We start from the raw sequence: 24,997 nt of genomic DNA on the forward strand, positions 1-24,997 counted from the left end.
CGCGCTCCGGATTCGGAAATTGCCAACGCGGTCAAATCTTCGCAAACAACGACCGAAGCGCACGCCGGGCGATTCAGAGTTGATTCAGCCTTCACTGACTGAACATGCACTGTTCACCAGCACGCGACCGACGCACACCAGCAAACTCACGGGTCGTCTTCCTCGGCGTCGCGTAGGAGGCGTTCGGGGTGGTGGTAGGTGTTGGTGCCGCCGATGAGGGGGACGTTGGGTGGGGGTGTCCATTCGGTGTCGCCGTTGGGGAGTTTGTGGGTGTTCCAGCCGTCGTTCTCGGCGTGTAGGTTGTCGCGTTTGCAGGCCAGGGTGAGGTCGTCGATGTTGGTGGTGCCGCCGTGTTTCCAATCGGCGGTGGCGTGGTGGACTTGGGTGTGATAGCCCGGCACACTGCAGCCGGGGGCGGTGCAGCCGCGGTCTTTTGCCAGCAGCATGATGCGTTGATCGGCCGAGGCCAGGCGTTTGGTGCGGCCCAGCCATAGTGAGCGGCCGGTGACACCGTCGAACACCGCCAAATAGTGGTAGGCCGGGGCAGCCATCCGGATCAGGTCGGTCATCGGGATCAGGGTGCCCCCGGCGGTGACGCCGTGTCCGGTGGCGGCGTGGAGGTCTTGCAGGGTGGTGGTGACGATGACGGTGACCGGAAGACCGTTGTGCTGCCCCAGTTTTGGGTCGCCGAGGTGCCGGCGGGCCAGTTCGGCCAGTGCGTCGTGCTGGCGTTGCCCGAGCCCGCGCGCATCGGCGTCTGCTCCGGCACCGTCGGGGTGGCACTGTCCCGGGGCGGCGAGTTTGGCGAACAACGCCTCGATCATCGCGCGCAGCTCCGGGGTGGCGGTCAGTTTCCCGACGCTCATCCCGTCGGGGCGCTGCCCGCCACACCAGGTGAAGCCGCGCTGTCGGGCGCGGTCGGCATCGGAGAACACCCCGTCAGGGTTGAGGTAGGTGGCCAGCCGGGCGGCGACCTTCTCCAGTTGATCGGGGCGTAGGTTCTCGGCGTGTTCGGCCAGTGAGCGTTCGGCGCGGGCCTGCTCGGCCGGGGGCACGTGGTCGGGCAGGTCGCGGAAGAACTTCTGGATGACTCGGATGTGCTCGGTGTCGAGCAGGCCGGCGTCCCAGGCTTTGGCGGTGGCCGGTAGTACCGGTTCCAATGGCTGGCCGGTCAGCGCGAGCCGGGGGGCCAGCTGTTCGGCGTCGCGCAGGCGGCGTTTGGCCGCGCTGCGGCTGATGCGTAGGACGTCGGCGAGCACGATCGGGATCGGTGGGCAGCCCTCATAGGGCTCGAGGTGGGTGAGCTGCTCGGCGGAGATCGCGACCTGGCGGCGCATGAGGGTTTCCAACCGCTCCAGCACGGCGAACCGGTGTGGGGCGGGCAGCGCTGCGATATCGGCTGCGCCCAACTGTTCGACCGCGGCGTCGAGCGCATCCAGCGCCTCGACAATCGAACTCATGTTCGAGACGCTACGCCGGGGTACCGACAGGCGCCGCCCCGTCAACCCAGGCTGTGCATCAACCCGGGACTGTGGATCAACTCGGTGCGTTCGCCACGACGACGGGCCACCCAGGACCTGATCCGGGGAACCGTCACCGAAGCGTCAGCAGCCCAAGGGGGTGGTCCTGCCGACCAGTTGGTCGGGCTGCGCTACCGTTGCTTCCAAACAGATACCCGCGAGTAACGACGAATCGAGGTCGAGGTCGTGAGACTGGCACTGAACGACGAGGACGTGGCATTCCGCGAGGAGCTACGCGAGTTCTTCACCACGAAGATCCCGGCCGATATCCGGGAACGCGCCCGCCGCGAGGACCTGATCTGGCCCGACGACATCGTCACCACCCAGCGCATCCTCAACGAGGCCGGACTTGCGGTGCCGAACTGGCCGGTGGAGTGGGGCGGTAAGGACTGGACGCCGCTGCAGCGCCAGATCTGGGCCGACGAGCTGCGCATGGCGTGCGTACCCGAGCCGCTGGCGTTCAACGCCAGCATGGTCGGCCCGGTGATCGCGCAGTTCGCCTCGCAGGAGCTCAAGGAGCGCTTCCTGCCCGCGACCGCCAACCTCGACATCTGGTGGTGCCAGGGCTTCTCCGAGCCGGAGGCCGGCTCGGATCTGGCCGGGCTGCGCACGGTGGCGATCCGCGACGGCGATGAGTACGTCATCAACGGCCAGAAGACCTGGACCACACTCGGTCAGTTCGCCGACTGGATCTTCGTGCTCGCCCGCACCAACCCGGACGCACCCAAGAAGCAGGCCGGCATCTCGTTCATCCTCGTCGAGATGAACACCCCCGGCATCACGCTGCGCCCGATCAAGCTGATCGACGGCAGCTACGAGGTCAACGAGGTCTTCTTCGAAGACGTGCGGGTGCCCGCCAATCAGCTTGTCGGCGAAGAGAACCAGGGCTGGAGCTACGCCAAGTTCCTGCTGTCCAACGAGCGCACCGGTATCGCCCGGGTCGGTACCACCAAGGTATGGCTGGCCGATGTCAAGGAGCGCGCCGCGAAGACCAAAGTCGGCGGCGGATCGCTGCTGGAGGACACCCTGTTCGCAGCCAAGGTCGCCGAGATCGAAAACGAGCTGCTGGCACTGGAATTGACTCAGTTGCGGGTGAGTGGAGACGAGGGCACCGGCAAGCCGAACCCCGCGTCGTCGATCCTGAAGCTGCGCGGCAGCCAGCTGCAGCAGGCCGTCACCGAGCTGGCGGTCGAGGTAGCCGGCCCGGACTCGCTGCCGTTCGACGGTGGCGACGCCATCGAGTCGCCGGTGTGGGCGCAGCACGCCGCACCGCATTACCTGAACTTCCGCAAGACCTCGATCTACGGAGGTAGCAACGAGGTTCAGCGCACCATCATCTCCTCGACGATCCTGGGATTGTGAGAACCGGCCATGAACTTTGACCTGACCGAAGAGCAGCAGCTGCTGGCCGACACCGCACGCGACGTGCTGTCCCGCAGCTATGACACCGAGAGCCGTAACAAGGCCGTCGATTCGGAGCTGGGCTGGAGCCGCGAGGTCTGGGGGCAGCTCGCCGAAATCGGGATCCTGGGACTGGGGTTCGACCCCGAGGAGTCCGGCCAGATCGAGATCATGGTCGTGATGACCGAGATCGGCCGGCGGCTGGCCCCCGAGCCGGTGGCCGCGGCGGCGCTGATTCCGGGCGGTGTGATCGCCGAACTCGGCAGCGACGAGCAGCGTGCGCTGCTCGACGACGTGGCTGGCGGCGAAAAGCTCCTGGCGCTGGCACATTTCGAGCCTGGCCTGCGCGGTTCCGATGAGCTGTCGACCCATGCCAGCCGCCAGGGCGATGTCTGGACCGTCACCGGTCGCAAGAACCCGGTCCTGGCCGGTGATTCGGCCGACGTCATCGTGGTCACCGCGGCACTGCCGGGCGGCGGCACCGGCCTGTTCCTGGTCGACGGTGACGCGACCAACCGCACGTCCTACCGCACGTTCGACGGCCAGCGCGGCGCGCAGATCGACTTCGACAACGCCCCGGCCCAGCCGTTGGGCGACGGCGGCGACGTCACCGACCGGATTCACGCCACGCTGATCCGCTACTCGTCGGCGCTGTGCGCCGAAGCCGTCGGCGCCATGGACGAGTCGCTGCGACTGACCACCGATTACCTCAAGGCGCGCAAGCAGTTCGGCGTTCCGCTCAAGACGTTCCAGACGCTGACCCAGCGGGCGGCCGACATGTACGTCTCACTGGAGTTGGCCCGCAGCATGAACTACTACGCGGCCATGTCCATCACCGACGGCCGGCTCGACCCCGTCGTGGCGGCGCGGGCCAAACTGCAGATCGGCCGTTCGGCCAAGCACATCTCGCAGGAGTCCATCCAGATGCACGGCGGTATCGGCGTCACCGCGGAATACCCCATCGCGCACTACGCGGCCCGGCTGACCGGTATCGACCAGACCCTGGGGTCGGCGACCGATCAGCTGCGGTTCCTGTCCGCGCAGGTGGGCAACTACGACACCGTGGCGCTGTAGGTCAGCTCTCCAGCTCCTCGAGCCGCGAACTGGTCGACCGCCCCAGTGCCGCCACCTCGGCGTCCATCTTGGGCAGGATCGTCGGCACGACCGCGGTGACCTGCTTCTCTCCCAGCGGAGTGGACAGCAGGGGACGCAGCCAGCGGAAGACACCCACCCAGCCGGGCACATTGACCCGGCGGCTGCGCTGTTCGATGCCCTTGACGAAGGCCTCGCCGCACCTGTCGACACTGGTGGTCTTGCCCAACGGGTTCGGCAAGCTGGCCAGCATCTGCGCAAAGCTGCTGAGGTCCTTCTTGGCGTCCTGCACCATCGGGGTGTCGATCCACGACATGTGGGCCGAGCCGACGGCGACGCCCCGGTGGGCGACCTCGATCCGCAGTGCGTTGGCGAAGTGTTCGACCGCCGCCTTGGCGGCGTGGTACGGCGCGAGGCCGGGAGCCGCGGAGTAGGCCGCCAGCGACGACACGATCAGCACGTACCCGCGCCGCTCGATCACCGACGGCAATGTGGCCCGCACGGTGTGGAACACGCCTTTGACGTTGATGTCCATCAACCGAGTGAAGGCCTCCGGATCCACCTGCAGCACTGAGCCGTACGTCGCGATGCCGGCGTTGGCCACCACCACGTCGATCCCGCCGAAGCGCGCCACGGCCTGATCGGCGACGGCCTGCATGGCGGCCAGGTCGCGGACGTCGGCCACCGCGGTCAGCACGTGCGAGTCGCCGAGTTCGGCGGCCAGGTCGGCCAGCGGGGCGGCGTCGATATCGGTCAGCACCAGCTTGGCGCCCTTGCGCCGCAGCCGCCGTGCCACGTCGGCACCGACACCGCGCGCGCCACCGGTGATGAAGACGACTTTGTCGTTGACGGAGCTCATGGCCGCCAAAGCTACACCTACAGGCGCACACCCAGAAGCGCGTCGACGGCAGCGGTGACGGTTGCCGGTGCCGACTCGTCGTGTCCGCCGTACTCCAGTGCGTCGGTCACCCAGCCGTCGACGGCGGCCAGCGCCCGCGGGGTGTCCAGGTCGTCGGCGAGGTACTGCCGCAGCCGCGCCACCAGATCCCTGGCGTCCGGGCCGGCGGGCAGCGCGGCCGCGCTGCGCCACCGCTGTAGGCGGGTGGAGGCATCGGCGAGCACGTCGTCGCTCCAGAACCGGTCACTGCGGTAATGCCCGGCGAACAGGCCGAGCCGGATGGCGGCGGGGTCCACCCCCTGCTCACGCAGCCGCGACACCAACACCAGGTTTCCCCGACTCTTGGACATCTTGTGCCCGTCCCAGCCGATCATGCCGGCGTGCACGTAGTGCCGGGCGAATCGACGCTCGCCGGTGGCACATTCGGCGTGCGCGGCGGAGAACTCGTGGTGCGGGAAGATCAGGTCACTGCCGCCGCCCTGGACATCGAAACCGAAACCCAAGCGGTCCAACGAGATTGCCGAACACTCGACGTGCCAGCCGGGGCGGCCGGGCCCGAACGGCGACGGCCAGCTCGGCTCCCCCGGCCGCTGCGCACGCCACAGCAGTGCATCAAGCTCGTCGGCCTTACCCGGCCGGTCCGGGTCACCACCGCGCTCGGCGAACAACCGCGCCATGGTCTCGCGGTCATAACCGGACTCGTAGCCGAACTGCGTTGTGGCACTTGCCCGGTAGTAGACGTCGGGGAATTCCGGATCGTCGACCACGTAGGCGGCACCGGCCGCCACCAGCTTCTCGACCAGCTCGACCACCTCGGTGATGGCGTCGGTGGCCGCAACATAGTCCCGTGGCGGCAGCACCCGCAGTGCGGCCATGTCTTCGCGGAACAACTGGATCTCACGGGCACCCAGATCCCGCCAGTCGATGCCGTCGCGCTCGGCCCGCTCGAACAGCGGGTCGTCGACGTCGGTGATGTTCTGCACGTAGTGCACCTGATGCCCGTTGTCCAACCAGACCCGGTAGACCAGGTCGAACGTCAGATAGGTGGCGGCGTGCCCGAGGTGGGTGGCGTCGTACGGGGTGATACCGCAGACGTACATCGTCGCGGTCGGTCCCGGCGAGGTGGGACGGACCTGCCGGTCGGCACTGTCGTAGAGCCGCAGCGCCGGCCCCTGACCGGGGAGCTTCGGGATGTCGACGGCCGACCACGACTGCATGCCGTTGACTCTAAGGGGTTCGCTCGTCACGTCGCTCCGGGTGGTGTGGGGCCTCATCCGTCTTCGTCCTTCGCCACAGTGCTACACCACCGCGGCCGAATACATTCCCTAGCTGGCCAGCCACATCGCATCGAGCAGCAGGTCGGCCACCTCGGGCCGGCACATCAGAAGATCGGGTAGATACGGGTCGGGCTGGTTGTAGCGCAGCGGCGAACCGTCGATCCGGGTGGCATGCAGACCGGCGGCCTGAAGCACACCCGCGGGCGCGGCCGAGTCCCACTCCCACTGCCCGCCGGCGTGGATGTAGGCGTCGGCGTCGCCGCGCACCACCGCCATCGCCTTGGCGCCCGCCGAACCGATCCGGACGAACTCCATGTCCAGGCGGTCCCGCAGCCGCCACAGCACCGCGGGCGGGCGGTTGGAGCTGGCCGTGATGCGGATCGGACCGGACTGCGGCGACGCCGGTGGCGTCACCGTGTCGCTGCGGTGCACCTCCCCCATCGCCGGCAGCGCAACGGCGGCATCGGTGAGCCGGCCGTCACGATCGTCGGTACGCTGCCACAACGCCACGTGCACCGCCCAGTCCGCGCGGCGCGGCAGGGAGTACTCGCGGGTGCCGTCCAGGGGATCGATGATCCAGACCCGGTCGGCCTGCAGCCGCCGGAGATCGTCGTAGGCCTCTTCGGAGAGCACCGCGTCGTTGGGGCGTTCCTCGCGCAACCGCTGCAAGATGTAGGCATTGGCCCGGAAATCCCCGGCGTCGCCGAGCTCCCACGGATGGTCGTGGCCGACTTCTTCACGGACCGCCAGCAGCAGCCGTCCGGCCTGCTCGGCCAGGTCGGCAGCCAGCTCCGCATCGGTCAGACTCACCGTGTCAGTATCGCCGAATGCGGATCGGCACTGTCCGCCGGCCGTAGATTGCTGCCCATGCGCCTGATCCGGCTCCTGCCGACCGCGGCCGTCGCCCTCATTCCGGCGCTGGCTGCCTGCGGGTCGACCACGCCCCGGCATCCACTGGACGGCACCAGTTGGCGGCTGGTCAGCCTGGAGTCGATGGACGACAAACAGGGCAGCACCACAGTCCCGGATCCGGCGACGTTCACCGTGGACTTCGGCACCGACGGCCGGGCCGCGTTTCGCATCGACTGTAATCGCGGCAACGCCACCTGGCAGGCCAGCGCCTCGAACAAGGATTCCGGCAGCCTGGCCTTCGGGCCGATCGCGGCCACCGAGATGGCCTGTCCGCAACCCTCGCTGGATACCCGGGTGTCCACCGCACTGGGCTATGTCCGCGGCTTCCTGCTCAAGGACGGCCGGCTGCACATGTCACTGCTGGCCGACGGCGGCATCCTGCACTGGGAGCCCAACCCGCCCCAGAAACCCTAGGAGAACCCTAGAAGGCCGGCCAGGGTATCGGCCTGCGCCGGTCCGGACCCGGCATCACCGGCGCGTCCAGCAACCCGCGGACCCGCCCGCGCAGGGCGAGCACCTCCGCCTCGGTGATGTGGCCGCACAGGTCGTCGGCCACGGGTCCGTCGAGTCCGTCACCGAGCGCGGCCACGGCTTGCAGAGTCTCGTCGTCCACCGGCTTGCCGGCCCAACCCCACAGCACGGTACGCAGCTTGTCCTGAACATGAAGGGACACACCGTGATCCACGCCGTACACCCGGCCGTCCACCCCGGCCAGGATGTGGCCGCCCTTGCGGTCGGCATTGTTGACGATCACGTCGAACACCGCCATCCGGCGCAGCCGCTCGTCATCGGCATGCACCAGGGTGACTTCGTTACCTGCGTAGTCGTAGGCATTGAGCACCGAAAGATAGCCTGGCGGAATGGATCCCGGCGGACACAGATCGACCAGCTGAGGACCGTCCGGCTCGGCGTCGTCGGCGTCGTCGGGCTGATCCACCCACAGCTGGAGCATCCCGCGCCCGGCCGGACCGTCACCGATCACGGTGAGCGGCACGATGTTCCACCCCAACGCGGCCGAGATCAGATACGAGCCGAACTCACGGCCGGCCAGAGTGCCGTCGGGAAAGTCCCACAGCGGCTGCTCACCGGCGATGGGTTTGTAGACGCAGTGCAACGTCCGCTCGCCCAGCGTGGCCTCACACAGAAAAGTGGCGTTGCTGGCCGACCGAATCCGGCCGAGAACAGTGAGCGCTCCACCCAGCAGCACCTCGCGGGCCGCGGATTCCTCGGGGCCGGTCACGAGTCGAAGTCGTCCTCGGCCGCGCCGAACGCGCCACGCCGATACCCATTGGTGCGCACACAGATGTGACCTTCGGGATCCAGCGGCTCGTCGCACAGCGGGCACGGTGGGCGACCGGCGGAGATGACGCGATGCGACCGGCTGGCGAACTGCCGCGCCGACTCCGGGGTCAGGAACACCCGCACCGCGTCCGGGCCCTCCTCGGCATCGTCGAGCACCACCGATGCGTCGAACTCGGTGTCGCTGACCGCCAGCAACTCCACCACCACAGTCTGGGCTTCGGAATCCCAGCCCAACCCCATCGTGCCGACCCGAAATTCGGCGTCGACCGGGGTGATCAGCGGGCTGAGATCCTCCACCTCGGTCTCCGGCGGCAGCGGGGTGCCGAACCGTCGGTTGATCTCCACCAGCAGCGCAGCGATGCGTTCGGCCAAGACCGCGACCTGCTGCTTTTCCAGCATGACCGAGATCACCCGACTGTCGTGCACGGCCTGCAGATAGAACGTCCGATTTCCGGGTTGGCCGACGGTCCCGGCCACGAATCGGTCGGGAGTGCGGAAGACGTGAATAGCGCGGGCCATGGTTACCTCCAAAATACCGTCAGAAGCAGCTGAGGCGACATCGGGCGCGGGCCGGCGGTGGGGGTTTCTAGTCGGTGGAACCGCCGACAACCGCGTCGTCGGCAGACTTGTCACCGTCGGACGGTGGCGGAGCGGTCAACACCGAGGCCAGCTGGCCGCCGGTGTGGTTGACGTGGATGACGAACGGGCGCAGCGGTGTGTAGCGGATCACGCTCATCGACGCGGGGTCGGCGGTGATGCGCTGGAAGCTGTCCAGGTGGGTGCCGAGTGCGTCGGCGACCACCGACTTGATGACATCGCCATGAGTGCAGGCCACCCACAGCACGTCGGTGCCGTGTTCTTCGGCGAGCCTGCGGTCATGCTCGCGGACCGCGGCCACCGCCCGGGCCTGCACCTGGGCCAGACCTTCACCGTCGGGGAACACCGCGGCGCTGGGCTGCTGCTGGACCACCGACCACAACGGTTCGGCCAGCAGCTCCTTGAGGGCCCGGCCGGTCCACTGCCCGTAGTCGACCTCGGCGAGCCGATCGTCGATGACCGGGTCCAGGCCGAGTGCGGCTGCCAGCGGCTCCAGCGTCATCCGGCAGCGCAGCAGCGGGGAACGCACCAGCGCCTTGATCGGCAAGCCCTCGACCCGGCCCACCACGCCCTCGGCCTGGGCGCGCCCTTTGTCGTCAAGTTCCACACCCTCGGTGCGACCGGCCAGCGTGTGGGCGGTGTTGGACGTCGAGCGGCCATGCCGCAGCAGGATGACGGTCATAGGGCACCCCTCATGACGCTGCCACCACACCGGTGGCCAGCAGTGCCATGACCACCAGCGCGAGCACGACGCGGTAGCCCACGAACCAGTACATGACGTGGTGCGCCACGAACCGCAGCAGCCAGGCGATGGCTGCGAAGCCGACGACGAACGCGATAACCACCGAGACCAGCAGCTGTGCACCGGTCGCGCTCATCCCTTCGGTCACCGGGTGGAAGGCGTCGGGCAGGGAGAACAGCCCCGAAGCCAGGACGGCCGGGATGCCAAGCAGGAAGCCGAATCTCGCCGACAGCTCACGATCGAGCCCGAGGAACAGGCCCGCACTGATCGTCGACCCGGACCGCGACACCCCGGGCACCAATGCCAGACACTGGGCGATGCCGACCAGCAGACCGTCCCGCGCGGTGAGCTGCTCGGCATGCCGGGTCTGCTTGCCGTAATACTCGGCGGCCGCGATGACCGCCGAGAACACCAGCATCGCGGTGGCGATCACCCACAGATTGCGCACCTCACCGCGGATGATCTCTTTGAATGCCAGGCCGAGGACGACGATCGGCACCGTGCCGATGATGACGTACCAGCCCATCCGGTAGTCGACGTTGTCACGGTGCGCCTTGACGAACAGTCCGTTGAACCAGGCCTTGAGGATCCGGCCGATGTCGCGGGCGAAATAGATGAGCACCGCGGCCTCGGTGCCCAACTGGGACACCGCGGTGAACGAGGCACCGGCATCACCGGCGAAGAAAACCCGGGACACGATCGCGAGGTGGCTCGACGACGACACCGGCAGGAACTCGGTCAGGCCTTGGACGATCGACAGTACGACGACCTGCAACCACGACATCGGCGTGACATCCACGCCGCCGACCGTACTGGATAGCCCGGGTGTTCAGCGCGCCGGTCGCGGCACGGGCCGCGCGTCGGCGACGGCGTCGCGTAGTGCGGCGATCAGGCTGCGCTCGTCATCGACGTCGACATCGCCGATGCTGCGGGTACCGGCAGCAACCACGTCCTCGGCGTGCGGGACGGGCCCGGCCAGGCGGGCGTGATAGACCTCGACCACCAGTTGGCCGCGGTGCACGTGGAAGGAGAAGCTCCGGCCGTCACCCAGGTGCCCGAAACCGCTGGCGAACATGCCGGTCGAGAGGTCCTCGACGGCAAATTCTCGTCCGTCCGACTCCGGGGTCACGGCCAGCGTCATGACAGCACCATAACGCGAGTTACGGCGTTCGAGTAGACATATCCGTAAATTTGTCTGTTCCGTCGCCACCTAGAATCGATGATCGACAGAGAGCGACCTGGTCGCTCGATCGCGCACACATCCGGGGGCTACCCGTTGCCAATGGTTGCAAACAGCGCTGGTTTGCGCAGGTACGCCAGCGTGTTTCTGGCCCTGGCCGCAGTCGCCACCGGATGCTCGTCGAACCCCCTCGACGCGCCGCCGCCGACCATCGAGCCCGCCCGCGCCGCCACCTCGCCGCCGCCGGTGATCCGGCCTGCCGGCCAGATCCTGCCGCTCGGCGGGCGACCCGAGGCCGCCGTGTTCGACGCCAGGACGGCCTCGCTGGCGGTCTTCACAGCCGGGACTGACCCGCGGGCCGCGGCGACGGTCACCGTCGTCGCGCCGGCGCGCGCACCGCGGGTGATCACCCTGCAGGGTCCGGCGTCGGCGATCGCCGGCGACGGGCAGGGCAAGGTCTTCCTGTCGACGCGGGGTGGCTACTTCGATGTCGACCTGGCGGCCGGGAGTTCCCGCCAGGTCGACATCGACGGCGAGCGCGACACTGACTTCACCGCGATCGCCAGGTGGGCCGACGGCCGGCTGGTGCTGGGCAGCGCCCACGGCGCCGCCTACACCCTCGGGACGCCGACCACGGTGGCCGCCAAGACCGAGATCTTCGCCCGGGTGGACGCCATCGTCACCGAGGGTGACAGCGCGGTCGTGCTGGATCGTGGACAGACCTCGGTGACCGCACTGAGCAGCGACGGCAAGGCCCAGCAGGCACTGCGGGCCGGGGAGGGCGCCACCACACTGGCCGCCGATCCGCTGGGCCGGGTGCTGGTGGCCGACACCCGCGGCGGCCAGTTGCTGGTGTTCGGCGTCGATCCGTTGATCGAACGACAGGCCTACCCGGTGCCCGATGCGCCCTACGGCCTGGCTGGATCGCGGAATCTGGTCTGGGTTTCGCAGACCGCGGCCAACGTCGTCATTGGTTACGATCTGGCTACTGGCATCCCCGTGGAAAAGGTGCGCTACCCGACCGTGCAGCAACCGAACTCGCTGGCCTTCGACGACACGTCCGGCACGCTCTACGTCGTGTCGGGGTCCGGCGCGGGAGTTCAGGTGATCCCCAACGCTGACGGTCGCCGGTGAGCGCGGCGCACCGCGGCCGGATGCCGGCGAGCTGGGAAGTCGAACTGTCCGACGACTACGAGTGGATCCCGCTGCGGCTGCCGCCGGAGGTGACCCGGATCACCGCCTCCACCCGACTGTCCATCGAGGCCGAATACCGCGGCTGGGAACTCACCCGGGTGCGGCTCTACACCGACGGGAGTCGACGAGTTTTGTTGCGGCGCAAGAAGACTCGCATCGACGGCCGCACCGCCGACCAGCCGGGGCTGTGATGTACGCGGCGCTGCGGCGGGCACTGTTCCTGGTGTCCCCGGAAAAGATTCACACCCTGGTGTTCGCGGCCATGCGCACCACGACGGCCAGCGGGGCGGCCCGCAGACAGCTCAGTCGCCGGCTGGCCCCGCACGATCCGGTGCTGGCGAGCACCGTCTTCGGGGTGCGCTTCCCCGGTCCCCTGGGCCTGGCGGCCGGCTTCGACAAGGACGGCCTTGGCCTGCATACCTGGGGTGCGCTGGGCTTCGGGTATGCCGAGGTGGGCACCGTGACCGCGGTGCCGCAGCCGGGTAATCCCCTGCCCCGGCTGTTCCGGCTTCCCGCGGACCGGGCACTGCTCAACCGGATGGGCTTCAACAATCACGGTGCCGGGCAGCTGGCTCTGCAGCTGGCCCGCCATCAGCCGGATGTGCCGATCGGGGTGAACATCGGCAAATCGAAGATCACCCCGCCCGAGCAGGCGGCCGACGACTACCGCTCCAGCGCCCGGCTACTCGGTCCGCTGGCCGCCTACCTGGTGGTCAACGTCAGCTCCCCCAACACCCCGGGGCTTCGCGATCTGCAGGCGGTCGAATCGCTGCGCCCGATCCTGACCGCCGTACTGGCCGAGACCACCACGCCGGTGCTGGTGAAGATCGCCCCCGATCTGTCCGACGAGGACGTCGATGCCGTCGCCGACCTGGCCGTCGAACTGGGTCTGGCGGGCATTGTGGCCACCAACACCACCATCTCGCGCGCCGGGCTGCGCACCCCCGGCGTCGACGAGCTGGGCGCGGGCGGGATCTCCGGGCCGCCGGTGGCACGCCGATCGCTGGAGATCCTGCGCCGGCTGCACGCCCGCGTCGGCGACACGCTGGTGCTCATCAGTGTCGGCGGCATCGAAACCGCCGACGACGCCTGGGAGCGGATCACCGCGGGCGCGTCGCTGCTCCAGGGCTACACCGGCTTCATCTACGGCGGAGGCTTGTGGGCCAAGGAGATTCACGACGGGATCGCCCAGCGCCTGCACGCCGGCGGGTTCAGCTCACTGAGTGAGGCCGTCGGGTCCGCTGGACACTGAGCTCAGCACTTCGCGCCGGGCGACGGCACCCTCAGATCGATCAGGTAGGCCGCGGCGGCCTTGTCCACACACGTCTCGCCCTGGAACACCACCGTGTGCTGGGTGCCGTCGAAGGTCAGTAGTCCGCCGCCGAGCTCCTTGGCCAGGTCGACACCTGCCTGATAGGGCGTGGCCGGGTCGTGCGTGGTCGACACCACCAGGACCGGCGGCAGCCCCGGCGCGGAGGCCTGATGCGGCGCGCTGGTCGGCGGTACCGGCCAGAAGGCACAGGTGTCCAGCGGCGCGTCGCCGGTGAACTGCCCGTAGCTCAGGAAGGGCGCCAGCTGCCGGCTGCGCCGATCCTCGTCGATGGCCTTGGCCCGGTCGGTGTTCGGCGGCTCGTCGACACAGTTCACCGCGATCTCGGCGTCGTTGGAGTTGCTGTAGTGGCCCTTATCGTCGCGATTCCAATACGTGTCGGCCAACAGCAGCAGGGTGTCGCCGCGCCCCTGCGTCAACTCCGTCAGACCGTCGGCGAGGTGTTTCCACAGGCTCGGCGAGTACAGCGCCATGATGGTGCCGGTCAGTGCATCGCTGTACCCCAGTCCGCGCGGATCGTCGGTGCGAACGGGCTTGGCCACCAAGGGATCTACCAGGTGGTGGTAGACGTCGACCGCTTTGGCCGGATCGGTGCCCAGCGGGCAGCGGGGATGCTTGGCGCAGTCGGCGGCGAAGTCGTCGAACGCCTTCTGGAAGGCCGCATTCTGGTCCAGGTTCGACTGGATCGGGTCGGCCTTCGGGTCGACGGCGCCGTCGAGAATCATCGCCCGCACCTTGTCGGGGTACGCCTCGGCGTAGGCCGATCCGATCTGGGTGCCGTAGGAGTAGCCGAGATAGGTCAGTTTCTGATCGCCGAGGGCTTCCCGCAGCCGGTCGAGGTCGCGGGCCACGTTGACCGTGCCGACATTGGCCAGCATGTCGGTGCCCACCTTGTCCACGCACCGGCGCACGAACTGCTTCTCGGTGTCCTCGATGTGGGCCACCCCGGCCGGGCTGTAGTCGACTTGCGGATCGGCGCGTTCGGCGTCGTTGTCGGCATCGGAGTTGCACGACACCGATGGTGTCGACGAGCCGACACCGCGCGGGTCGAAGCCGACGAGATCGAATCGCTGGCGAATCTCCGGCGGCAGGGAATCCACCATGGATGCCGCGGCGTCCACCCCGGACTCCCCCGGCCCGCCGGGGTTGATGACGAGCGAACCGATCTTGTCACCAGTTGCCGGGAACCGGATCAGCGCCAGATTGGCTTGCGCGCCATCAGCTTTGGCGTAGTCGATCGGAACGGTGAGGCTGCCGCACTGCGCACCCGCGGGAAGGTCGGCTGTCTCTCCGCCGCCATCAACCTCACACTGACCCCACGTGACCGGTGCGGCCTGGCCCAGCGGCGGCCCGGCCAGCGTGGCCCTACCGTCCACCACTGAGCCGCAGCCGGTGAACAGCACGGCGAGCGCGGCGAGCAGCGCCCCGCTTCGTGCGACTCGGCGCATGCCCTACTTCTGTTCGTAGGTTCCGTGGATGACGGCTCTGGCGATCGCATGCATGAACAGGTTGAAGCCGAGGTAGGCCGGGCTGGCGTCCTCGGAGAGATCCAGCTTCTCGACGTTCAGGGCGTGCACCGCCACGAAGTACCGGTGGTAGCCGTGGCCGGCAGGCGGGGCGGCACCGATGAAGCGGCGCACACCGGCGTCGTTGACCAGCGTCAGCGCATCACCGGGCAGCAGCGAACCGTCACCGACGCCGGAGGGCAGTTCCGTGGTGGTGGCCGGCAGGTTGGCCACCGCCCAATGCCAGAAGCCCGAGGCCGTCGGGGCGTCCGGGTCGTAGACGGTGACCGCGAAGCTGCGGGTCTCCTCGGGGAAGCCCGACCAGCTCAGCTGCGGCGAGACGTCCTCGCCCCCGGCGCCCATGATGCCGCTGACCTGAGCGTTGCGCAGCGGCTGACCGTCGGTGATGTCGGTGCTGGTCAGGGTGAAGCCGGGCAGCGCGGGCAGGAAGTCGTAGGGGTTGTAGTCAAAGGCCATGGATGGCAGTCCTTTCGGGGGTAGGTCAGCAGTTCTTCAGGAAGTGTTCGAGCACCCGGACACCGAAGTGCAGTGAGTCGATGGGTACCCGCTCGTCGACGCCGTGGAACAACGCCGCGAAGTCGAGTTCCGGCGGCAGTTGCAGCGGAATGAAGCCGAAGCACCGAATGCCCAGGCGGGCAAACGCTTTGGCATCGGTGCCACCGGAGAGCATGTAGGGAACGGTGCGGGCCTGGGGATCCACTGCCAGCAGTGCGGAATTCATCGCGTCCACCAGGTCACCGTCGAACGTCGTCTCGTAGGACGGCAGGTCGCGTTCCCAGGTGCGGGTGACGTCGGGCCCGATGAGTTCGTCGATCTCGCGCTCGAAAGCCTCCTTGCGCCCCGGCAGGACGCGGCAGTCGACGACGGCCTCGGCGGTCTGCGGGATGACGTTGGCCTTGTAGCCGGCCTTGAGCATGGTCGGGTTGGCGGTGTCGCGCAGGGTGGCCCCGACGATGCGGGCGATACCACCGAGTTTGGCGATCGTGCCCTCGAGATCCGGTGAGTCGAGCTCGAAGCTGTAGCCGGTCTCCTGCGCCACCGCCGTCAGGAACTGTTCCACCGAATCGGTGAGCACCAGCGGGAATTGGTGTCGACCCAACCTGGCGACGGCCTCCGCGATCGCGGTGACCGCGTTGTCGTCGTGGACCATCGAGCCGTGCCCGGCCCGGCCGCGGGCAGTCAGCCGCATCCAGGACAGACCCTTTTCGGCGGTCTCGATCAGGTACAACCGCCGCTCACCGCCGTCCTTGTGCGGCACGGTGAGCGAGAAGCCGCCGACCTCGCCGATGGCCTCGGTGATGCCGTCGAACAGGTCGAGCCGATTGTCGACGAGCCACTGCGCACCGTAGGTGCCGCCGTGCTCCTCGTCGGCCACGAAGGCGAACACCAGATCGCGGGGCGGGACGATGCCGGCGCGTTTGAAGTGCCGCGCGACGGCGATCATCATGCCGCACATGTCCTTCATGTCGACGGCACCGCGGCCCCAGACGTAGCCGTCGGCGATGGCACCCGAGAAGGGGTGCACGCTCCAGTCAGCCGGTTCGGCGGGAACGACGTCGAGATGGCCGTGGATCAGGAGGGCGCCGCGGCTGGGGTCCGCCCCGGCCAGCCGGGCGAAAACGTTGCCGCGGCCAGGAGCGCCGGACTCGACATATTCGGTGGCATAGCCGACCGCCGTGAGCTGCTCGGCGACCCAGAGCGCGCACTCCGCCTCACCCTTGGTGGTCTCGAGCTCGCCGGTGTTGGAGGTATCGAAACGGATGAGGGCGCTGACGAGATCGACCACCTCGTCCACGGGTTCTGTCACAGTCACCTTTCCTACCACTGGCGGGCGAACGCCGGAGGTGCGGCGTCCGTGCAATACCACACGTTTCCCTTCAACCCCATGCGCAACACGCCGTTTTAGGGTTTGATCTAACCCGTGACCTTCCGCCTCCCCGCGATCGCCGCCGCGCTGTGCCTGACGATCAGCGGCTGCACGGCCACCACCTCGGGCAGTGCGATGTCGGCCGACCGGGCACCGCTGGCCACCGCCGACGCGCTGCCGGCACTGTTGCTGCCGGCCGATGCCGTCGGAGCGGCGCTGTCCAGCGACGACGTGGTGGTCACCGCCGACGTGACCAAGGCCTGGAACGACAGCGCCCACCTGTCCGATGTGAACTGCCTGGCCATCGCCGGTGCGGCCCAGCAGAGCGTGTACGCCCAGAGCGGGTCGACGGCGGTGCACGGCCAGGTGTTGCGCGACCCGCCGACGGCGCCGGCCTGGTCGCACTACGCGGTGCAGGCGGTGGTGTTGTTCCCGACCGCACGGGCGGCCGCCGATTTCTTCACCACCTCCCAGCAGCAGTGGTCGAAGTGCTCGGACCGGCAACTGAGCTATCCGCAGCCGATGGGCCCGTCGCAGGTGTGGTCGGTAGGGCGCCCCAGCACCGATCACGACGTCCTGGCGGTGTCGCGGGTGCAGCAGACCCCCCAGACGTGGTCCTGCCAGCGGGCGTTGACCGTACACAGCAATGTGGCGGTCGACGTGGAAGCGTGCAGCCTGGACGGGCCGACCTCGGCCGCCTCGACCATCGCGGGTCAGATCGCGGGGCGGCTGCCCGCGGCCTGAAGCGGGCTGGTTTGGGACTAGGGTCCTCGATCCGTTAGCCTTAGGCGCCCAAGATCGGTCCGAGTGGCGGAATGGCAGACGCGCTAGCTTGAGGTGCTAGTGCCCTATTAACGGGCGTGGGGGTTCAAGTCCCCCCTCGGACACGCACAGAACGGCCCCGGTAGAACCGGGGCCGTTTCGCGTTTCGCCCTCACCCGCGTCGGGCCGCGCTCAGCGCATCGGCGAGGGTCCACACCGCGATGCCGAGCAGCGCGATGTCCTTCACCAGGAACTGGCCGGTGGAGGACAGCACCGGGAACCCACCCGCGGACTCCTCGCCGATACCCGGCGTGGTGACCAGAAAGCTGAGGGTGGCCAGAAACAATCCGATGGCCGCAATGCTGCCCAGCACCGACAGCCTTGGCCACCACGGCTTGAGCGCCAGTAGCGCGGCGGTGGCCAGTTCGACCACGCCGAGCACCGCCGAGAACACCGGCACGGAGAACAGGACGTAGACCCAGCTCATCAGGGGACTGCTGGCGACCAGCGGCTGGATCCCCTCGGCCTCGTACACGGTGAACTTGAGCGCTCCGATCCAGGCGATCACCACGACGAGGCCGTACCGGGCGGCGACGGCGCCGAGGCGGCTCAGCGTCGAATTCTCAACGTGGACAGGGCGATCGGTGGTGCTCTGAGTGGCGGCCATCGGGGTGATCCTTTCAACGGTGCGGCAGCGGTGTCGTCATCCGTTGGGTGCTCACCACCCCGAAGTCCGTTACATCAGCGACCGCGCGTAACGGATGGACCGCAGCGCGGCACCAACGCTGAAGAACACGATCGCGGCCCTCTCCAGTGGGGCCCTGACCCGAGGAACTTTCATGAAGAAGACCGTTCTGATCTCCGCCATCGCCGGCATGGCGGCAGCGGCCGCAGTGTCGACGGCCGGGACCGCCGCCGCGACCACGCTCAGCGGATCAGCCGCCGATATCGTCAAAACCCTGCAGGATCAGGGCTACAGCGTGCAGTTCAACGGCACGGTGCTCGGTCCGCTGGCGCGGTGTTCGGTCACCGGCATACACGGCCTGGTGGTCATGATGATGCCCGACGGCAACCTGATGATGTCGATGGACAAGAGCAACCCGGGCGATGTCTTCGTCGACGTCTCCTGCCCCTCCAGCAACAACTGATCCGGGCCTACCCGCGGGCAGTCTCGTCGGCCGTCGTCCGTCCCCTGGTCTTGATCAGGCTGGCGACGGTGGTGACCACGAGGATGACGCCGATCACGCCCAGCGACATACCCGTGGTGATCTCCGGCACCGTCACATGCTCGCCGCCGTTGATGAACGGCAGCGTGTTCTCGTGCAGCGCATGCAGCACCAGCTTCACGCCGATGAACGCCAGGATGAGGGACAGTCCGTAGGACAGGTAGACCAGCCGGTCGAGCAGACCGCCGATGAGGAAGTAGAGCTGCCGCAGACCCATCAGCGCAAAAGCGTTGGCGGTGAACACGATATAGGGCTCTTCGGTCAGACCGTAGATAGCCGGGATCGAGTCCAGGGCGAACAGCAGGTCGGTGAAGCCGATCGCGATGAGACCCAACAACATCGGCGTGACAACGCGCTTCCCGTCGACGGTGGCCAGGAACTTGTCGCCGTGGTACTCGTCGGTGGTCGGCACGAATTTGCGCACCAGCGCGATGATTCGGCTGTCGCGCTCCTCCTCGGCCTCTTTCTCGTGGCCGGCTTCGCGGGCGAGTTTGGCTGCGGTGAGCACCAGGAAGATGCCGAAGATGTAGAACACCCAGCTGAACGTGCTGATGGCGGCGGCGCCCACGGCGATGAAGCCGGCCCGCATGACCAGCGCCATGACGATGCCGATCAGCAACAGCTTCTGCTGGAACTCGCGTGGCACCGCGAAGGTGGCCATGATGACGGTGAACACGAACAGGTTGTCCACCGAAAGTGCCTTCTCGGTGACGTAACCGGCGAAGTACTCACCGGCGAACTGTCCGCCCCACAACCACCAGACCACCAATCCGAACACGATGGCCAGGCCGATGTAGACCGCGGACCAGGTGGCCGATTCGCGGAACGTCGGCTCGTGCGGAACCCGTACATGGGCGAAGAAGTCGAACACGAACAGTCCGAGGATGACCACACAGGTGACGCCCCAGACCATTAACGACACGTCCATGTTGCCATTATGCAGATCGAGCGCAGGGTGCCCGGCGGAAAGTTTGCTCGGCGCGCGCCCGGCGGCTGCCGCTGGCATGATCCGGTGCTTATGACGCTGCACCGGCTCCCGGCCACACCAGACACGGTGCACTGGGGGTTCTTCGATCCACGGCAGAATCCTGCCATCACCGTGGAATCCGGTGACCTGGTGGAGATCGAGACGCTGACCCATCACGCCGGGGACGCGCCGGATCTACTGATGGACGACGGCATCACCGCCGTCTTCGAGCAGGTCGACGACCGTGGCCCCGGCCCGCACATCCTGACCGGGCCGATCGCGGTCGCCGGGGCGCGACCGGGCGATGTGCTGCAGGTCGACATCCTGTCAGCGCGTCCGCGCCTGCCCTACGGATCCAACCTCGCCGCCCACTGGGGTTACCTGTACCAGGAGCTACCGGTGGAGCGGGTGACCGTTTACGAGCTGGACGCCGAGGCATTGCTGGGTCGGGCCCTGTTCGGTTACGACTGGACGGCGACACCGCTGGCCGACGCACCGGGCACCATCGTCACCCCGTCCGTCAGCCGGCGCGAGCCCGCGTTGCCGGGTGTGGTGGTGCCGCTGCGGCCGCACTTCGGAACGATGGGCGTGGCCCCCGCCGAACCGGTCCGGGTCTCGTCGGTGCCACCGGGTGATCACGGCGGCAACGTGGACAACTGGCGCATCGGTGCCGGCGGCCGGATGTACTACCCGGTGCAGGTGGCGGGCGCGCTGTTGTCGGCGGGCGACCCGCACGTGTCGCAGGGTGACGGCGAAGTCAGTGGGACCGCGCTGGAATCGTCGCTGAACGGCTTGCTGCGCTTGACCATTCGCCGTGACCTCCCGTTCACCGTGCCGGTGCTGGAGACCGCCACCGAACTCCTGGTGCACGGCTTCGGTGACACCCTGGACGCCGCGATGAAGGCGGCCGCCCTGCGCGCCCTGGATCTGTTGCAGCACCACTTCGGGCTGTCGCGTCCGGATGCCTACTCGTTCATGTCGGTGGCGGTGGACTTCACCGTGACCCAGGTGGTCGACCAGCGCCAAGGTGTGCATGCCCGGATCGACAAGCGATGCTTCCCGCGCTGGCAGAATCCGGCGGCATGACAGATTCCGAATGTCGCCGGCCCAGTGGCTCCGGCATCCAAGCGTTCACCTTCACCCCGGCACAGGGTGTGCCGCCCGCGGTGGCCCCGTTCTCGCACGCGACCGCCGCCGGGCAGACGCTCTATGTCACCGGGCAGATGCCCACCGACACCACCGGCGCAGTAGTGGGCTCCGATGTCGCCACCCAAACCGACCAGGTGCTGAAAAACCTGCTGCGGGTCACCGAACTGTGTGGTGGGGGCATCGACGACGTGGTGTCGGTGCGGGCGTTTCTGACCGACTGGTCGGACTACGCGGCCTTCAACGCCGCGTACGCGCCGTGGTTTCCCGACCGGCTACCGAGCCGAACCTGCGTCGGCTCGACAGGACTTGCCGTGGGTGCGCTGGTCGAGATCGATTGGGTGTGCTGGCGAGCCGCCGGCTGGGCGTGACCGTCGCGCCGTGACGGCGTAGGCGACCCAGGACGCCAGCACCGCGGTGAACGCCGCCGCCTGGGCGTAACCCGTGCCACCGGAGGGGTACATCACCCCGGTGATGTAGTGGTCGATGAAGCCTTCCGAGCCCAGCGGTGACATGCCCGCCCGTGGACGGGCCCATTGCTCGAGCGCGGTCAGCGGACACCAGAAATGCAGGGCGACACTGCCGATCCCCCACAACACCACCGGGATGTGCAGCCAGATGGAGCGGCGCCAGCGCAGGGCCAGGAAACCGCCACTGGGCAGATAGATCAGGAACGCGAAATGGGCGACGACCACCAGCCAGACCACCAGGGTGTAGAACGCCGTCATCTCTCCCCTGCCCGCGATATGCCGTGCTGCGAACCAGGATAGTCGCGTGGCGCGGTGATCGTGGTGGACGGCGGCTCGGACTGCATCTGACGCCGCCGCCGATCTGACGTACCGTAACCAGGTGCCGCGCAAGGTCCTCTTCATCTACAACGATCCGAACGCCCCCGAGGCACAACTCGGCGAGACGTTCACCGAACTCGGTTTCGACGTCGACACCTTCGAGGTGGTGGCCCCGCATCAGGCGGCCGATCCCGCCGTCGAGGTCAGCTTCCCCGACCCGACCCGCTACGACGTGATCGTGCCGCTCGGGTCGCGGTGGGCGGTGTACGACGACCGGCTGCCCTGGGTTCAGACCGAGATCGACACGGTGCGCCGCGCGGTGGACGCCGGCGTGGGTGTGTTGGGGGTCTGCTTCGGCGGGCAGCTGGTGGCCGCCGCACTCGGCGGTTCGGTGACGCGGTCGGACTCCCCCGAGGTCGGCTGGCATCACGTACACAGCAGCGACCACGACCTGGTGCCCGAAGGCTGGTGGTTCCAGTGGCACTTCGACCGATTCACCCCACCGCCGGACGCCGTGGAGATCGCCAGGACCGATCGGGCATCCCAAGCGTTCGTCAAGGGCCGGGCCATGGGCCTGCAGTTCCACCCGGAACTCGACCACGGCCTGCTCGAACTGTGGATCGCCGACGACTATCACGGCACTCGCGATGTCGAGCGGCTCGGCCTGAGCCACGACGACCTGCGCGCCCACACCACCACCCACGTCGACGACGCCGCCCGCCGGCTGCGCCGGCTGGTCCGGGGGTTCCTCGACAACGTCGCCGACGCGAAGCCGGCCCCGGTGGCACGGTGATTCAGCTCGTCGCGTCCAGCTCCGCGCACACCAGCGCAACCGTAGCCGGAACCGCCTGAGCCACAACAGCACTCAATCCGCTGCCGTATCCGACGTCGGCCACGTCGACACTGACGACCACCACCCGGCCGGGGGCGCGGCCCAATGCTGCGGCCAACCGGTAGGTGGCGGCCAGGTCGAGGTCGTGGGAGCTGAGCACACCGGGTGACGCGAGATCCCCGATACCGCCGCGCCGCACTCGGCCCGCTATCGCGTCCTGCCCCACCGCGGCGTCGACGATCACCGCCACATCGGCCCCGTCCCAGGCGTCGATGAGCGCGGCCGGTTCCACCGCGCAGTGCACCACCGGCACCCCAGGACACTGCCGGCCGACCTCGGCGGCCACGGCCAGACCCACCCCGTCATCGCGACGGTGTGCGTTGCCCAGACCGATCACCACCCTCACCGGCGGTCGACCCGCAGGGTGAGGAAATGCGTCGCGCATGAGATGCACGGGTCGTAATTGCGAATAGCCCGCTCGCACAACGTCGTCAGCGCGGCGTCGTCGAGGTCGGACCCAGCCAGCACCACCCGGGTGAGGTCGTCCTCGATCGCCGCCTGGTTCTGCGCGGTGGGCGGCACGATCACCGCCGCTCGAATGAGCCCGTCCGCACCGATCTCGTAGCGGTGGTAGAGCAGACCACGCGGTGCCTCACTGACTCCGTGACCGATACCCGGCCGAGCCGGGACATCGACGAACGGGCGCGCCGGCGGTTCGTAGTCGGCGATGATACGCAACGCCTCCTCGACGGCGTAGACCGTCTCGACCGCCCGAACGACGATGCTGCGGAACGGGTTCCGGCACTCATCGCCCAACCCCGCCGCACTCGCCGCCTGGCGGGCAACCGGGGAGAGCAACCGGGAGTTCAGTGAGTAGCGGGCAAGCGGCCCGGTGAGGTGCCGGGCACCGTCCAGGGTGGCGTGCAGCGCGGTCGAGTGCGGCACCTGGGTTTCCCGGACGTGGTCGCTGAACTCGGCGACCTCGAAGGGCTCACCGGCGCTGCGGGCGATCAGCCCGTCCTCGATCGCGTAGCGCGGCCCGGTCAACGCCAGGAGTTCGTGTTCGACGGTCAGATCCGGGAAGTCGAAGCCGGCCACCCAGCTCACGGTGGCCAGTGCATCGTCGAGTGCCCGGCGCAGGAGCTCGGCCATCGGAACCAGATCGGCGGCGGTGGGCACCGAGTAGAAACCGCCGAGCCGCACATTGATCGGGTGGATGGCACGGCCGCCGATGAGTTCCATCAGTTGGTTGCCGGCCTTCTTGAGCGCCAGACCCCGCTCGACGGCCGCCCGGTGGTTCCTGGCCACGGCGATGACGTCGGGCTCGCCGAGGAAGTCCGGTGCGTGCAGCAGGTACATGTGCAGGGCATGGCTGTGGATCCACTCGCCGCAGTACAACAGCCGCCGCAACGCGACCAGCTGCGGATCGATCAGGACCCCACACGCGTCCTCCAAGGCGTTGCACGCGCTGATCTGGTAGGCCACCGGGCAGATCCCGCAGATCCGGGCGGTCAGGTCGGGTGGTTCGGTGTGGGCCCGGCCACGGAGAAAGGCCTCGAAGAACCGCGGCGGCTCATAGATGTTGAGTTCGACGCGCTCGGGAATCCCGTCGCGCAACTCGACGTGCAGGGCGCCTTCGCCCTCGACCCGGGTCAGCGCACCGACCCGGATGGTCCGGGAATCAGTCATGGCGGTGGCGCTCCGCATCGAATCCGGCGGCGTTGAACGTCGCGAACACCCGGTCCACCTCCGGACCCGACATGCCGTCGCGGTGCAGCAGCGGGATGAGCGCCGGCAGGTTCGGAGTGGCCATCGGTCCGAAACAGCCGTAGCAGCCCCGGTGGTGGCGCGGGCACAGTGCCCCGCAGCCGGCATGGGTGACCGGGCCCAGGCAGGCGATGCCCTCGGCCACCGTCACACACGTCACCCCGGCGCGTTTGCACTCGGTGCAGACCGTCGAGGCGGGCAACCGGGGCTTGCGTCCCACCAGCAGCGCCGCCAGGCTGTCGAGCAGCTGGCGGCGGTCGATCGGACAGCCGCGCATCTCGTAGTCCACGGTGACGTGCGCCGAGGCTGGGGTCGAGGTGGCCAGGGTGCTGATGTAGTCGGGCCGGGCGTAGACCACGGAGGTGAACTCGGTGACGTCGGCGAAATTGCGCAACGCCTGGATACCGCCGGCCGTGGCGCAGGCCCCGATCGCCACGAGAATGCCTGACTGTTCCCGGATTTCGCGGATCCTGCGCTCATCGGATTCGGTGGTGACCGACCCTTCGACCAGGGACACGTCATACGGGCCGGCGACGATCGCACTCGAGGCCTCGGCGAACGTCGCGATCTGCACCTGCTCGGCCAACGTCAGCAGCTCGTCCTCGCAGTCGAGCAACGTCAGCTGACATCCGTCGCACGAGGCGAACTTCCACACCGCAAGACTGGGCATC

General features: G+C 68.2%; 29 protein-coding genes and 1 tRNA gene. 12 read left to right on the forward strand and 18 right to left on the reverse strand.

Annotated features, from left to right (window positions below; translation table 11 throughout):
• Positions 1–146: 146 nt before the first annotated feature.
• Complete coding sequence (locus G6N35_RS08605) at positions 147–1,460, reverse strand: HNH endonuclease signature motif containing protein (RefSeq protein WP_163803875.1); 1,314 nt, start codon at positions 1,458–1,460, stop codon at positions 147–149.
• A gap of 246 nt (positions 1,461–1,706) precedes the next feature.
• Between G6N35_RS08605 and G6N35_RS08610 the strand changes: the two genes are divergently transcribed.
• Both G6N35_RS08610 and G6N35_RS08615 read left to right on the forward strand, forming a co-directional pair.
• On the forward strand, positions 1,707–2,882 hold the full coding sequence (locus tag G6N35_RS08610) for an acyl-CoA dehydrogenase family protein (RefSeq protein ID WP_163803876.1): 1,176 nt from the start codon (positions 1,707–1,709) through the stop codon (positions 2,880–2,882).
• A gap of 9 nt (positions 2,883–2,891) precedes the next feature.
• Positions 2,892–3,995 carry an acyl-CoA dehydrogenase family protein gene (locus G6N35_RS08615; protein WP_163803877.1) on the forward strand — a complete coding sequence of 368 codons (1,104 nt, stop codon included), beginning with the start codon at positions 2,892–2,894 and terminating at the stop codon, positions 3,993–3,995.
• A gap of 1 nt (position 3,996) precedes the next feature.
• Here the strand turns inward: G6N35_RS08615 and G6N35_RS08620 are convergent, their stop codons facing one another.
• The 3 genes from G6N35_RS08620 to G6N35_RS08630 form a co-directional block, all read right to left on the reverse strand.
• The gene (locus G6N35_RS08620; RefSeq protein WP_163803878.1) at positions 3,997–4,872 is read right to left on the reverse strand and encodes an SDR family oxidoreductase; all 876 of its coding nucleotides are present in this window, start codon (positions 4,870–4,872) and stop codon (positions 3,997–3,999) included.
• Between the two features lie 17 nt (positions 4,873–4,889).
• Positions 4,890–6,128: a cysteine--1-D-myo-inosityl 2-amino-2-deoxy-alpha-D-glucopyranoside ligase gene (gene mshC / locus G6N35_RS08625; protein WP_163803879.1), complete on the reverse strand. Its 1,239-nt coding sequence runs from the start codon at positions 6,126–6,128 to the stop codon at positions 4,890–4,892.
• A gap of 108 nt (positions 6,129–6,236) precedes the next feature.
• A complete protein-coding gene (locus G6N35_RS08630; protein ID WP_246224255.1) occupies positions 6,237–6,998 on the reverse strand; it encodes a 3'(2'),5'-bisphosphate nucleotidase CysQ in 762 nt (253 codons plus the stop codon).
• Positions 6,999–7,055: 57 nt separating this feature from the next.
• Here G6N35_RS08630 and G6N35_RS08635 point away from each other — a divergent pair, with 57 nt between their 5' ends.
• A complete protein-coding gene (locus tag G6N35_RS08635) occupies positions 7,056–7,514 on the forward strand; it encodes an META domain-containing protein (protein WP_163803881.1) in 459 nt (152 codons plus the stop codon).
• 7 nt (positions 7,515–7,521) lie between these two features.
• Here the strand turns inward: G6N35_RS08635 and G6N35_RS08640 are convergent, their stop codons facing one another.
• From G6N35_RS08640 to G6N35_RS08660, 5 genes are all read right to left on the reverse strand, one after another.
• Positions 7,522–8,340: an Rv2133c family protein gene (locus G6N35_RS08640; protein ID WP_246224256.1), complete on the reverse strand. Its 819-nt coding sequence runs from the start codon at positions 8,338–8,340 to the stop codon at positions 7,522–7,524.
• The gene (locus tag G6N35_RS08645; RefSeq protein ID WP_163803882.1) at positions 8,337–8,921 is read right to left on the reverse strand and encodes an Rv2134c family protein; all 585 of its coding nucleotides are present in this window, start codon (positions 8,919–8,921) and stop codon (positions 8,337–8,339) included. The genes G6N35_RS08640 and G6N35_RS08645 overlap by 4 nt, the downstream gene beginning before the upstream one ends.
• A gap of 67 nt (positions 8,922–8,988) precedes the next feature.
• Entirely contained in the window at positions 8,989–9,681 is a 693-nt protein-coding gene (locus G6N35_RS08650) for a histidine phosphatase family protein (RefSeq protein WP_163803883.1), read from the reverse strand.
• A 10-nt stretch (positions 9,682–9,691) separates the two neighbouring features.
• On the reverse strand, positions 9,692–10,525 hold the full coding sequence (locus G6N35_RS08655) for an undecaprenyl-diphosphate phosphatase (RefSeq protein ID WP_163807558.1): 834 nt from the start codon (positions 10,523–10,525) through the stop codon (positions 9,692–9,694).
• 45 nt (positions 10,526–10,570) lie between these two features.
• The gene (locus G6N35_RS08660) at positions 10,571–10,876 is read right to left on the reverse strand and encodes a hypothetical protein (protein ID WP_407664607.1); all 306 of its coding nucleotides are present in this window, start codon (positions 10,874–10,876) and stop codon (positions 10,571–10,573) included.
• Positions 10,877–11,023: 147 nt separating this feature from the next.
• Between G6N35_RS08660 and G6N35_RS08665 the strand changes: the two genes are divergently transcribed.
• The 3 genes from G6N35_RS08665 to G6N35_RS08675 are packed head-to-tail and all read left to right on the forward strand — an operon-like array spanning position 11,024 to position 13,367.
• Entirely contained in the window at positions 11,024–12,055 is a 1,032-nt protein-coding gene (locus G6N35_RS08665; protein ID WP_163803885.1) for a YncE family protein, read from the forward strand.
• A complete protein-coding gene (locus G6N35_RS08670) occupies positions 12,052–12,306 on the forward strand; it encodes a DUF5703 family protein (RefSeq protein WP_163803886.1) in 255 nt (84 codons plus the stop codon). Before G6N35_RS08665 ends, G6N35_RS08670 begins: the two co-directional genes overlap by 4 nt.
• On the forward strand, positions 12,306–13,367 hold the full coding sequence (locus G6N35_RS08675; RefSeq protein ID WP_163803887.1) for a quinone-dependent dihydroorotate dehydrogenase: 1,062 nt from the start codon (positions 12,306–12,308) through the stop codon (positions 13,365–13,367). The genes G6N35_RS08670 and G6N35_RS08675 overlap by 1 nt, the downstream gene beginning before the upstream one ends.
• 2 nt (positions 13,368–13,369) lie before the next feature.
• Here G6N35_RS08675 and G6N35_RS08680 read toward each other — a convergent pair whose 3' ends face one another.
• From G6N35_RS08680 to G6N35_RS08690, 3 genes are read right to left on the reverse strand one after another with little or no spacing between them, the layout of a single operon-like run.
• A complete protein-coding gene (locus G6N35_RS08680) occupies positions 13,370–14,893 on the reverse strand; it encodes an alpha/beta hydrolase (RefSeq protein ID WP_163803888.1) in 1,524 nt (507 codons plus the stop codon).
• Positions 14,894–14,896: 3 nt separating this feature from the next.
• Positions 14,897–15,427 carry a YbhB/YbcL family Raf kinase inhibitor-like protein gene (locus G6N35_RS08685; protein ID WP_163803889.1) on the reverse strand — a complete coding sequence of 177 codons (531 nt, stop codon included), beginning with the start codon at positions 15,425–15,427 and terminating at the stop codon, positions 14,897–14,899.
• 25 nt (positions 15,428–15,452) lie between these two features.
• Positions 15,453–16,784: a M20/M25/M40 family metallo-hydrolase gene (locus tag G6N35_RS08690; RefSeq protein ID WP_163803890.1), complete on the reverse strand. Its 1,332-nt coding sequence runs from the start codon at positions 16,782–16,784 to the stop codon at positions 15,453–15,455.
• A gap of 108 nt (positions 16,785–16,892) precedes the next feature.
• Here G6N35_RS08690 and G6N35_RS08695 point away from each other — a divergent pair, with 108 nt between their 5' ends.
• Positions 16,893–17,582 carry a sensor domain-containing protein gene (locus G6N35_RS08695; protein ID WP_163803891.1) on the forward strand — a complete coding sequence of 230 codons (690 nt, stop codon included), beginning with the start codon at positions 16,893–16,895 and terminating at the stop codon, positions 17,580–17,582.
• A gap of 57 nt (positions 17,583–17,639) precedes the next feature.
• A tRNA-Leu gene (locus tag G6N35_RS08700) sits at positions 17,640–17,725 on the forward strand.
• 47 nt (positions 17,726–17,772) lie between these two features.
• On the opposite strand, the gene G6N35_RS08705 is transcribed toward G6N35_RS08700, so the two are convergent.
• Entirely contained in the window at positions 17,773–18,267 is a 495-nt protein-coding gene (locus tag G6N35_RS08705) for a YkgB family protein (RefSeq protein WP_163803892.1), read from the reverse strand.
• 172 nt (positions 18,268–18,439) lie between these two features.
• Between G6N35_RS08705 and G6N35_RS08710 the strand changes: the two genes are divergently transcribed.
• Entirely contained in the window at positions 18,440–18,748 is a 309-nt protein-coding gene (locus G6N35_RS08710; RefSeq protein ID WP_246224257.1) for a hypothetical protein, read from the forward strand.
• 7 nt (positions 18,749–18,755) lie between these two features.
• Here the strand turns inward: G6N35_RS08710 and G6N35_RS08715 are convergent, their stop codons facing one another.
• Positions 18,756–19,754: a TerC family protein gene (locus tag G6N35_RS08715; RefSeq protein WP_163803893.1), complete on the reverse strand. Its 999-nt coding sequence runs from the start codon at positions 19,752–19,754 to the stop codon at positions 18,756–18,758.
• A gap of 9 nt (positions 19,755–19,763) precedes the next feature.
• On the opposite strand from G6N35_RS08715, the gene G6N35_RS08720 reads away from it, so the two are divergent.
• Together G6N35_RS08720 and G6N35_RS08725 are read left to right on the forward strand one after the other, a co-directional pair.
• Entirely contained in the window at positions 19,764–20,879 is a 1,116-nt protein-coding gene (locus tag G6N35_RS08720) for an acetamidase/formamidase family protein (protein ID WP_197748412.1), read from the forward strand.
• Positions 20,876–21,310 carry a RidA family protein gene (locus tag G6N35_RS08725; protein WP_163803894.1) on the forward strand — a complete coding sequence of 145 codons (435 nt, stop codon included), beginning with the start codon at positions 20,876–20,878 and terminating at the stop codon, positions 21,308–21,310. Before G6N35_RS08720 ends, G6N35_RS08725 begins: the two co-directional genes overlap by 4 nt.
• Here the strand turns inward: G6N35_RS08725 and G6N35_RS08730 are convergent.
• Positions 21,215–21,667 carry a DUF2784 domain-containing protein gene (locus tag G6N35_RS08730; RefSeq protein ID WP_163803895.1) on the reverse strand — a complete coding sequence of 151 codons (453 nt, stop codon included), beginning with the start codon at positions 21,665–21,667 and terminating at the stop codon, positions 21,215–21,217. The genes G6N35_RS08725 and G6N35_RS08730 overlap by 96 nt on opposite strands.
• Before the next feature lie 121 nt (positions 21,668–21,788).
• Here G6N35_RS08730 and G6N35_RS08735 point away from each other — a divergent pair, with 121 nt between their 5' ends.
• A complete protein-coding gene (locus tag G6N35_RS08735) occupies positions 21,789–22,520 on the forward strand; it encodes a type 1 glutamine amidotransferase (RefSeq protein WP_163803896.1) in 732 nt (243 codons plus the stop codon).
• A gap of 1 nt (position 22,521) precedes the next feature.
• Here the strand turns inward: G6N35_RS08735 and G6N35_RS08740 are convergent, their stop codons facing one another.
• The 3 genes from G6N35_RS08740 to G6N35_RS08750 are packed head-to-tail and all read right to left on the reverse strand — an operon-like array spanning position 22,522 to position 24,996.
• On the reverse strand, positions 22,522–22,965 hold the full coding sequence (locus tag G6N35_RS08740; RefSeq protein WP_322790592.1) for a hydrogenase maturation protease: 444 nt from the start codon (positions 22,963–22,965) through the stop codon (positions 22,522–22,524).
• Positions 22,962–24,248, reverse strand: coding sequence for a Ni/Fe hydrogenase subunit alpha (locus tag G6N35_RS08745; protein WP_163803898.1), 1,287 nt, complete (start codon positions 24,246–24,248; stop codon positions 22,962–22,964). The genes G6N35_RS08740 and G6N35_RS08745 overlap by 4 nt, the downstream gene beginning before the upstream one ends.
• Complete coding sequence (locus tag G6N35_RS08750; RefSeq protein ID WP_163803899.1) at positions 24,241–24,996, reverse strand: NADH-quinone oxidoreductase subunit B family protein; 756 nt, start codon at positions 24,994–24,996, stop codon at positions 24,241–24,243. The genes G6N35_RS08745 and G6N35_RS08750 overlap by 8 nt, the downstream gene beginning before the upstream one ends.
• Position 24,997 lies beyond the last annotated feature (1 nt).

Origin of the sequence: Mycolicibacterium anyangense, from assembly GCF_010731855.1 — a bacterium.
Taxonomy (GTDB): domain Bacteria; phylum Actinomycetota; class Actinomycetes; order Mycobacteriales; family Mycobacteriaceae; genus Mycobacterium; species Mycobacterium anyangense.

Coding starts and splice junctions, on each gene's coding strand:
- G6N35_RS08605 (WP_163803875.1), bottom strand. CDS start 1,460: ATGAGTTCGATTGTCGAGGCGCTGGATGCGCTCGACGCCGCGGTCGAA.
- G6N35_RS08675 (WP_163803887.1), top strand. CDS start 12,306: ATGTACGCGGCGCTGCGGCGGGCACTGTTCCTGGTGTCCCCGGAAAAG.
- G6N35_RS08665 (WP_163803885.1), top strand. CDS start 11,024: ATGGTTGCAAACAGCGCTGGTTTGCGCAGGTACGCCAGCGTGTTTCTG.
- G6N35_RS08710 (WP_246224257.1), top strand. CDS start 18,440: ATGAAGAAGACCGTTCTGATCTCCGCCATCGCCGGCATGGCGGCAGCG.
- G6N35_RS08725 (WP_163803894.1), top strand. CDS start 20,876: ATGACAGATTCCGAATGTCGCCGGCCCAGTGGCTCCGGCATCCAAGCG.
- G6N35_RS08715 (WP_163803893.1), bottom strand. CDS start 19,754: ATGGACGTGTCGTTAATGGTCTGGGGCGTCACCTGTGTGGTCATCCTC.
- G6N35_RS08655 (WP_163807558.1), bottom strand. CDS start 10,525: ATGTCGTGGTTGCAGGTCGTCGTACTGTCGATCGTCCAAGGCCTGACC.
- G6N35_RS08635 (WP_163803881.1), top strand. CDS start 7,056: ATGCGCCTGATCCGGCTCCTGCCGACCGCGGCCGTCGCCCTCATTCCG.
- G6N35_RS08650 (WP_163803883.1), bottom strand. CDS start 9,681: ATGACCGTCATCCTGCTGCGGCATGGCCGCTCGACGTCCAACACCGCC.
- G6N35_RS08750 (WP_163803899.1), bottom strand. CDS start 24,996: ATGCCCAGTCTTGCGGTGTGGAAGTTCGCCTCGTGCGACGGATGTCAG.
- G6N35_RS08615 (WP_163803877.1), top strand. CDS start 2,892: ATGAACTTTGACCTGACCGAAGAGCAGCAGCTGCTGGCCGACACCGCA.
- G6N35_RS08680 (WP_163803888.1), bottom strand. CDS start 14,893: ATGCGCCGAGTCGCACGAAGCGGGGCGCTGCTCGCCGCGCTCGCCGTG.
- G6N35_RS08645 (WP_163803882.1), bottom strand. CDS start 8,921: ATGGCCCGCGCTATTCACGTCTTCCGCACTCCCGACCGATTCGTGGCC.
- G6N35_RS08745 (WP_163803898.1), bottom strand. CDS start 24,248: ATGACTGATTCCCGGACCATCCGGGTCGGTGCGCTGACCCGGGTCGAG.
- G6N35_RS08720 (WP_197748412.1), top strand. CDS start 19,764: ATGCAGATCGAGCGCAGGGTGCCCGGCGGAAAGTTTGCTCGGCGCGCG.
- G6N35_RS08685 (WP_163803889.1), bottom strand. CDS start 15,427: ATGGCCTTTGACTACAACCCCTACGACTTCCTGCCCGCGCTGCCCGGC.
- mshC (WP_163803879.1), bottom strand. CDS start 6,128: ATGCAGTCGTGGTCGGCCGTCGACATCCCGAAGCTCCCCGGTCAGGGG.
- G6N35_RS08620 (WP_163803878.1), bottom strand. CDS start 4,872: ATGAGCTCCGTCAACGACAAAGTCGTCTTCATCACCGGTGGCGCGCGC.
- G6N35_RS08705 (WP_163803892.1), bottom strand. CDS start 18,267: ATGGCCGCCACTCAGAGCACCACCGATCGCCCTGTCCACGTTGAGAAT.
- G6N35_RS08730 (WP_163803895.1), bottom strand. CDS start 21,667: ATGACGGCGTTCTACACCCTGGTGGTCTGGCTGGTGGTCGTCGCCCAT.